Below are 7,828 nucleotides of genomic sequence, written 5' to 3'. Positions count from 1 at the left end.
TACCGAGAAACTGGCTTTTGAACACCGTTTATCTAGAGGTTGTAAGCCTACCGTTTAACTCTAAGTCACAAGAAACGATTTCAAAAAACAGCTTTTCATGTTTTATGAGTAGTGTGACTTGTGACTGAGGGGTTGGTAGGAGAGCGCCGGTTACCCAATAGATAGGCCCTTTATGGTCTATCTATTTTTTTATCCAAAGAACACCGTAATGAAAGAAAATCACTTGTTTTGTTGAAAAAATGGGTATACTGGGATAAACTGAAATCAGCAAACTATATTTAGGAGTGACGCAGTTGGACGCACGTTATGCAATTATTTTGGCGGCAGGGAAAGGTACCCGCATGAAGTCAAAATTATATAAAGTTTTACATCCCGTCTCTGGTAAACCTATGGTAGAACATATCATCAATCGGGTCAGTGAAACGAAACCAGATGAAGTGATTACCATCGTTGGACACGGAGCAGAACAAGTCAAAGCACAACTAGGAGAACGCAGTAAATATGCGTTACAGGCGGAGCAATTGGGAACAGGACATGCTGTTTTGCAAGCCGCTTCTTTCTTGGAAGGAAAAAAAGGAACGACGTTAGTTATCAGTGGCGATACACCATTATTGACTACTGAAACGCTGAACAATCTTTTTGAATATCACCAAGGAAAAAATGCAAGTGCGACGATCTTGACGGCACAAGCAGAAAACCCAACAGGATATGGTCGGATCATTCGTGACCATATTGGGATCGTAGAAAAAATCGTGGAACAAAAAGACGCAACACCAGAAGAAGCACTTGTACAAGAAATCAATACAGGAACATACTGTTTTGACAACGAAGCTTTATTCGATGCGTTAAGCAAAGTCGGAACAAACAATGCTCAAGGTGAATACTATCTGACAGATATCATCGAAATCTTAAAAGAAGAAGGCAATACAGTTGCTGCTTATCAAACAGATGATTTCGAAGAATCAATGGGAGTCAATGATCGGATCGCGTTAGCTAAAGCAAATGAGATCATGAGAAAGCGGATCAACCAGATGCATATGGTCAATGGCGTAAGCTTTGTCGATTCAGCAACGACATACATCGATGCAGGCGTAGAGATTGGTCCAGACACATTGATCGAAGCAGGTGTACAAATCCAAGGCAATACAGTCATCGGTTCTGATTGTGTCATCGGGGCACATTCAAAAATCGTAGACAGTATGATTGAGGATCACGTCGTCATTGAAAACTCAGTCATTGAAAGCAGCCATGTCAAGAAACATGCAGATGTGGGACCTTATGCACATTTACGACCAAAAGCTGAAATTGGCGAAAACGTCCATATCGGAAACTTTGTGGAAGTGAAAAATGCTCAAATCGGCAAAGGAACGAAAGTCGGTCACTTGACTTATGTTGGTGATGCTACGTTGGGAGAAGAGATCAATGTCGGATGTGGTGTTGTCTTCGTCAACTATGATGGAAAGAACAAGCATCATACGACTGTCGGCGACCACAGCTTTATTGGTTCTAGCACGAATATCATCGGACCTGTCGAGGTAGCTAAAAACAGTTCGATTGCTGCCGGGTCAACAATTACAGACAATATTCCAGAATATGCGCTGGCAATTGCGAGAGCAAGACAGGTCAATAAAGAAGGATATGCCAAAAAACTCCCTTATCTAAACTAAGACTTTTGCAAAATCACTTGATTTATTTAAAAAATATGACTACTATTTATTAGGTAGAATTCTAGAGTTGTGAAAAAGAAAGTGGAGGTCCCCATGTCAAAACATTACTTTGACCCAAGATTAAAAATTTTTGCGTTAAATTCCAATCGCCCATTAGCAGAGAAAATTGCAGCAGCAGTCGGTGTCGAGTTAGGAAAATCATCTGTTACTCAATTTAGTGATGGAGAAATTCAAGTAAACATTGAAGAAAGTATTCGTGGATCGCATGTCTATGTGATCCAATCAACGAGCAGCCCAGTCAATGATAACTTGATGGAGTTGCTGATCATGATTGATGCACTGAAACGAGCAAGTGCAAAAACAATCAACGTAGTCATGCCTTATTATGGTTATGCGCGTCAAGATCGTAAAGCACGTGCACGGGAACCAATCACAGCGAAATTAGTAGCAAACATGATTCAAAAAGCCGGTGCAACACGAATGCTGACTTTGGACCTTCATGCAGTCCAAATCCAAGGTTTCTTTGATATTCCCGTCGATCATTTGATGGGTGCGCCACTTATTGCTAATTATTTCTTGGAAAAAGGAATCAAAGGCGACGATGTTGTCGTTGTTTCACCAGACCACGGTGGCGTTACACGAGCACGTAAATTAGCGGAATTCTTGAAATCTCCGATTGCGATCATCGACAAACGCCGTCCAAAAGCAAATGTTGCAGAAGTAATGAACATCATTGGACAAGTCAAAGGCAAAACTTGTGTACTGATCGACGATATGATCGATACAGCAGGTACGATCACATTGGCTGCCAATGCTTTGAAAGAAGCTGGTGCAACAAGTGTGTATGCTTCATGTACCCATCCAGTATTATCTGGTCCTGCTTTACAAAGAATAGAAGATTCAGCTATCGAGCGACTAGTTGTCACAGACTCGATCTATCTTCCAGAAGATCGTAAAATCGATAAAATCGATGAAGTAAGTGTTGGCGGACTAATGGGAGATGCAATCAAACGTATCCATGAAAACAAACCAGTTAGTCCATTATTTGAAACAAAAAATAAATAATAAATAAACTCACAAAGGGGAGTCCAATTGGGCTGAGATTGAATCTATTTCTAAACCCTTCGTACCTGTTTCGGTTATGCGAGCGTAGGAATTGTGAAAAAACAGCTGTTTGAAATTTTTCGAAAGCTGCTCCCTCCTTTGTGACTTTTTTATTCAAAGGAGGAAGTTTTTTTATGGGAAAAAATAGAGTTTGGGTAGAAGGAACGATTGTTGCAGCGTTAGCGATGGTGCTGTCATTGATACCAATCCAGATCGGCAGCAGCTTTTCTATTTCATTAGGGCAGATTCCGTTGACGCTTTTTGCGTTAAGAAGAGGGACAAAGGCAGGGATGCTGGCAGGTTTCATTTGGGGGATCTTACACTTTCCGTTGGGACAAGTTTATTATTTAAGTGTCGTTCAAGTGTTGATTGAGTATCCGATTGCTTATACTTTTGCAGGTGCAGCAGGGCTCATGGCTTCAAATGTCCAAAAAAGCTATGCAGATGGAAATACGAAACAAATCAGAAAAAACATAGTGTTTGGTGCATTGATTGGCGCACTTTCCAGATATTTTTGGCATTTTATTGCGGGAGTTGTTTTCTGGGGAGCCTATGCACTATGGGGGATGAATCCTTGGCTCTTTTCTTTCGTAATGAATGGTGCTAGTGGGTTGAGCACAGCGATTGTGACGATGATCGTTTTATTAGGGATCCAACAAACGATTCCATCGCTTTTTGTGCCAGATAAACGACAGAATCTTTAAATAAAAAAGGAAACAAAAAGCTTGAGACAAAATCATGTCCTAGTTTCTTGTTTCCTTTTTGTTTTTCGGTAAGAAATAGATTCACTTCAATGGCAGATAAGAAAGACCGGCATCTTCTACCAATTGCCAGCGCCGATCGTTGACAGAGTAGATTAAAGTAGCGACGACTTCTTCTTCCCGATACCGAGTACCTTTCAATTTCCAAATATAGTCCTCAATCACATAAATAGGAATACGGTATTCGTCATCGATCAAACCAACTTGATCAAAAGAAAAAATGATCCCTTCCTGCATTAAATTACGCATTTCTTTCAATAATTCCACACTGATTTTTTCAACAGGTGTTTCCTTTTTAAAAAATGATTTTTTTACATTGATCTTATCTGACAGGATAGAACTTAATTTACTAGCAAAAATCCTGTAAAATTCATCTAAATAGCGATAATAAATTCGGTTCAATTGATCGTTCAGATCGAAGTACACGAAATTATTTTGTAGCTTATAAAAAAATGGTGAGTGGAGGTGTGTTTTCATATGGCCAAAATATAACAATTCTGAAATTTCTAAAGGTGTCAATTCTTTCAGCATCGTTAAATCAGTAAAGTCGATCCACTTCAATTCATCGAATCCACGCCTGTTTCGAGAAGAGGAAAAGAAACGCTGGATATTTTCTGTACCACGGATTACTTTCAGCCCTGTATGAGATTCGTATTCTCCAGCAGAAGCAGATGGATCAAGCAAGAGCAAGTTTTGAGGAAAATGCACGATACTGTTTGCAAAATCAGTAGCAGTCAGTCCTTTTGTTAAAACAGCATTACTTGTGGTATCAATATGTACATAAACTGACTCAGTCATCATGTTCCTCCTCTTATTTCCTCTTAATCTCTTTTATTTTACAACATTTGCATAAAAAAAGCTTGTTTCTTTTATTTTAAAATTCCATTACAAAATCACGTTTTCATTAAAAATACTCTCATTTTCAATTAATTTTTGTATTTTTTATTTAAAGGTGGTTTTATGAATTGTTTTCTTATGGAATATCCAAAGTCGAATACGATACTCATGAACTTTTTTCGACGTACTGGTATACTTGAAGAAAAAGGAGAAAGCGATGGAGATAAAAAAAGTTTACTTTTCACAGAAAATGTCGCTGTATTCGCGTATCAACCAAGCAAAACAACCTCTTCCGTTTTTTCAAAGCCATCAAGAAAGTAGAGAAGCATTTTGGCATTCTGCAAAAAAGCAATGTGCCTTTGAAGCAGTATCAAAAAAATATACCATCTATTTTACTATTGATAAAAGTAGAGAAGATGTTATTTTTAATAACTTGCTGATCGAAGGCGAAACTTTTGAATGGCAAAAACTTTTTCAGCATATGGAAGCTTGCGCTCGTTTTTTTATTAAAGAAAACTGTTGTTTTTTATTTCAATCTCCTCTATCAGAAGAATGGTTGCGTATTTTTCATAAAAACGGCTATCAAGGAACCATGCAACTAAATAAAAAGCTGGTCTATCACACAGCACTTGTATTAGGAGGAGGGGGAGCACACGGTGCCTATCAGATTGGTGTATGGCAGGCGCTGAAGGAACATAACATCCAATTTGAAATCATCACTGGGACCTCGGTAGGTGCGCTGAACGGCGCATTGATTTTACAAGGAGACATGGAAAAAGCTGTGGGTTTATGGAAAAAGCTATCAACCAGACAAGTGCTTGCGTTACCAGAAATGGCTGACGTAGAAGACTTGCGTGAACGTTTCTATCAAGAAAGACGCCAAATGACGAAAACGGCACTAGTTGAAGGTGGGGTTTCGTCTGCGCCATTGGAAAAGCTGGTCAAGGAAAATTTAGATTTGTCTTTGCTCAAATACAATTCCAAAATACGTTTATACACGGTGTCTACTAAATTGCCAGAACTAGCGGAAGTAGTGACTGCTATCCAACAAACAAAAACAGAAGAAATACCAGATTGGATACTTTCCTCTGCTTCATTTTATCCTGCTATGGCTTACCGAAAGATCGGAAAAAATAAATATGCAGATGGTGGATATCGTAACAAAATTCCTATTGACATCGCGATTAACGAAGGCGCAACAGAGGCGTTTGTCGTGGATGTGCAAGGACCAGGGCCAGCGAAAAGAATCCGTGTGCCAGATACGTTTATCCATTGGAAATGTCAAACATTGTGGACGCTTGGCAGCTTTCTGCTTTTTGATAGCCAAAGAAACCAATTAAATTTACAATTAGGCTATCTGGAAATGAAAAAACGATTAGGCTGTTATTACGGGAATTGGTATACATTTGATTCTGTCAAACAAGCAGGAACATGCTGGCGTGGATTTTTATCTTACTTAATAAAAGAACTTCAGTTAGAGCTATCTTTTTTCAAAACCATAAAATTTTGGCAAAAACTGCGTAATATATATAAGAACAGGGTCGAACCAGAAACATGCGGACTGGCGATGCTGGAACTTTTAGCAAAAAAACATTTTTTATTGCCAAACAAAGTCTATGAAGTAGATTGGATGTTTCAAATGATCTGCCGACAAGATAAAAAAAGTATGCCAGACGATTTATTGGCACAAGTTGGTCAATTAAGTACAGAAGAATGGCGGAGGTATCGAAAATATCAGCAGAAAATACAAAATGAACGCACGAAAGCCGTTTATTTTGAAAAACTGCTGCAAGAAAAATGTAAGGATCGTTTGCAGCGTGAACTGCTTGAACAGCCAGTTGACACATTACTGATCCTATATTTATATTATCTCAAGGAGGAACAACCATGGCACAAGAATTTTCATATGAAATCGTAGAAGAAATCGCTGTTTTATCAGAAAACAACAAAGGATGGCGTAAAGAGCTGAACTTAGTCAGCTGGAATGGTCGTCCGCCGAAATTCGATCTTCGAGATTGGGCACCCGACCATGAAAAGATGGGGAAAGGGCTGACACTGACGAACGAAGAGTTTGAACAACTGCAAAAAGCAATAGAAAATATGTAATGAGGAAGGACCCTGTCGAATGAAAAGTATGACTGGTTTTGGCAAAGCCATCCGCGAAACAAAAGCATATCAGCTGGATATCGAAATAAAAAGTGTCAATCAGCGTTTTCTAGATGTCCAAATACGAAGTCCTAAAATCCTGAACTTTATTGAAAACGATTTTCGTCAGCTTATCAAACAGCAGTTAAGCCGCGGACGGATCGAGGTATTTGTGAATCTAGCTTATATTGGCAAAAACGAAAAGCAGATCGTCATCAACTGGGAATTGATTGATTCACTTATCACCCAATTGACAGACGGGATTCAACAACGATACGGGAGTCAAAATCAAGTGTCAATTCGTCGGCTGGCGGAACGCTTCGCGCTGGATGAAAACTTCGTAACGGTAGAAGAAAAACCGGAAGAGAGCATGGAAGAATTGGCACAGTTAGCTCTAGATACATTGAAAAGTGCACTTGATTCTATTGAAGCCAGTCGAGAAAAAGAAGGACAAGCCTTAGCTTCAGTGCTGAAAAAGAACACGGAAGAATTCAAACAAGTACTAAAAAAACTCAATAGTTTTGTAGACGTCTATGAACAGGAATTTCAATTAAGGTATCAAAAAAAGCTGGAGGAATTTCTTGGAGCGAAAGTGGATGAGCAACGGTTGCTGACGGAGTTGGCTATCTTGCTGGAACGTGGAGATATCCACGAGGAACTGGACCGTTTGGCAATCCATGTCCAAAAACTAGATGAACTTATCGAGGCGCAATGTCCTGTAGGGCGAGAATTAGATTTTTTGATCCAGGAAATGAATCGGGAAATCAACACGATCGGTTCCAAATCTAATGCAATCGAAATTAAAAATCAAGTCGTCCAATCCAAGACGATCTTAGAAAAAATCAGAGAACAGGTCCAAAATATTGAATGACGAAAGAGGTAGAGACAATGAAATACTATGACGTAACGTTCCACGAATTAAGTGGAAAAACTGTTGTTAAACGGGATATCCCTTCTGAAAAAAACGGCTTTGACGTATGGAAAGATGCCTGTGCAGACTATAATGAGAACGAACTGTTTATTTTGATCAACGACGGTGCTTACGTGACGATGAATCGGAAATTTATTGTTCGAATCGACACAGAAGAGGTAGAAGATCCGACAGAAAAAGCACGTTCTCGAAAAGATGAGATCATGGGTGTAGTGAATACTTTGTCCAATATGGGCTTTTAGCAAGGATGCTGAACAAAGAAATACAATAAATAATCAGGATTGCATTTCTACGCTTAGCTTCTTTGCTCTAGGAATACATTTAAAGGTTGTGACAAAATTCGTGTCACAACCTTTTTCCTACGATTAGTCAAGTAAAAGGTG

General features: G+C 39.1%; 8 protein-coding genes and 1 riboswitch. Of the genes, 7 read left to right on the top strand and 1 reads right to left on the bottom strand.

Annotated features, from left to right (window positions below; genetic code table 11):
* The first annotated feature begins 293 nt into the window (after nucleotides 1-293).
* The 3 genes from glmU to thiT all read left to right on the top strand — a co-directional run bounded on the left by glmU (nucleotide 294) and on the right by thiT (nucleotide 3,475).
* Complete coding sequence (glmU, locus tag HMPREF2731_RS11855) at nucleotides 294-1,667, top strand: bifunctional UDP-N-acetylglucosamine diphosphorylase/glucosamine-1-phosphate N-acetyltransferase GlmU (RefSeq protein WP_002293070.1); 1,374 nt, start codon at nucleotides 294-296, stop codon at nucleotides 1,665-1,667.
* A 93-nt stretch (nucleotides 1,668-1,760) separates the two neighbouring features.
* Nucleotides 1,761-2,732 carry a ribose-phosphate diphosphokinase gene (locus HMPREF2731_RS11850; RefSeq protein ID WP_002287347.1) on the top strand — a complete coding sequence of 324 codons (972 nt, stop codon included), beginning with the start codon at nucleotides 1,761-1,763 and terminating at the stop codon, nucleotides 2,730-2,732.
* Between the two features lie 5 nt (nucleotides 2,733-2,737).
* A riboswitch (TPP riboswitch) is annotated at nucleotides 2,738-2,840 on the top strand.
* Between the two features lie 65 nt (nucleotides 2,841-2,905).
* On the top strand, nucleotides 2,906-3,475 hold the full coding sequence (thiT, locus tag HMPREF2731_RS11845; RefSeq protein ID WP_002293068.1) for an energy-coupled thiamine transporter ThiT: 570 nt from the start codon (nucleotides 2,906-2,908) through the stop codon (nucleotides 3,473-3,475).
* An 81-nt stretch (nucleotides 3,476-3,556) separates the two neighbouring features.
* Here thiT and HMPREF2731_RS11840 read toward each other — a convergent pair whose 3' ends face one another.
* Nucleotides 3,557-4,330 (bottom strand): hypothetical protein, encoded by a 774-nt coding sequence (locus HMPREF2731_RS11840; protein WP_002293067.1) that lies wholly within the window; start codon nucleotides 4,328-4,330, stop codon nucleotides 3,557-3,559.
* A gap of 256 nt (nucleotides 4,331-4,586) precedes the next feature.
* On the opposite strand from HMPREF2731_RS11840, the gene HMPREF2731_RS11835 reads away from it, so the two are divergent.
* Genes HMPREF2731_RS11835 through HMPREF2731_RS11820 form a run of 4 tightly spaced genes read left to right on the top strand, consistent with a single transcriptional unit; the run spans nucleotide 4,587 to nucleotide 7,687 of the window.
* Nucleotides 4,587-6,287 (top strand): patatin-like phospholipase family protein, encoded by a 1,701-nt coding sequence (locus HMPREF2731_RS11835; protein WP_070873061.1) that lies wholly within the window; start codon nucleotides 4,587-4,589, stop codon nucleotides 6,285-6,287.
* Entirely contained in the window at nucleotides 6,257-6,475 is a 219-nt protein-coding gene (locus HMPREF2731_RS11830) for a YdbC family protein (protein ID WP_002293064.1), read from the top strand. Before HMPREF2731_RS11835 ends, HMPREF2731_RS11830 begins: the two co-directional genes overlap by 31 nt.
* 19 nt (nucleotides 6,476-6,494) lie before the next feature.
* The gene (locus HMPREF2731_RS11825) at nucleotides 6,495-7,385 is read left to right on the top strand and encodes a YicC/YloC family endoribonuclease (RefSeq protein ID WP_002293063.1); all 891 of its coding nucleotides are present in this window, start codon (nucleotides 6,495-6,497) and stop codon (nucleotides 7,383-7,385) included.
* A gap of 17 nt (nucleotides 7,386-7,402) precedes the next feature.
* Nucleotides 7,403-7,687 (top strand): hypothetical protein, encoded by a 285-nt coding sequence (locus HMPREF2731_RS11820; RefSeq protein WP_002287356.1) that lies wholly within the window; start codon nucleotides 7,403-7,405, stop codon nucleotides 7,685-7,687.
* The last annotated feature ends 141 nt before the right edge of the window (nucleotides 7,688-7,828 follow it).

This window comes from Enterococcus sp. HMSC072F02 (assembly GCF_001837725.1).
GTDB lineage: Bacteria > Bacillota > Bacilli > Lactobacillales > Enterococcaceae > Enterococcus_B > Enterococcus_B lactis.
The sequence above is the reverse complement of the archived record's forward strand: the minus strand, read 5'-3'. Positions and strand labels throughout refer to the sequence as shown.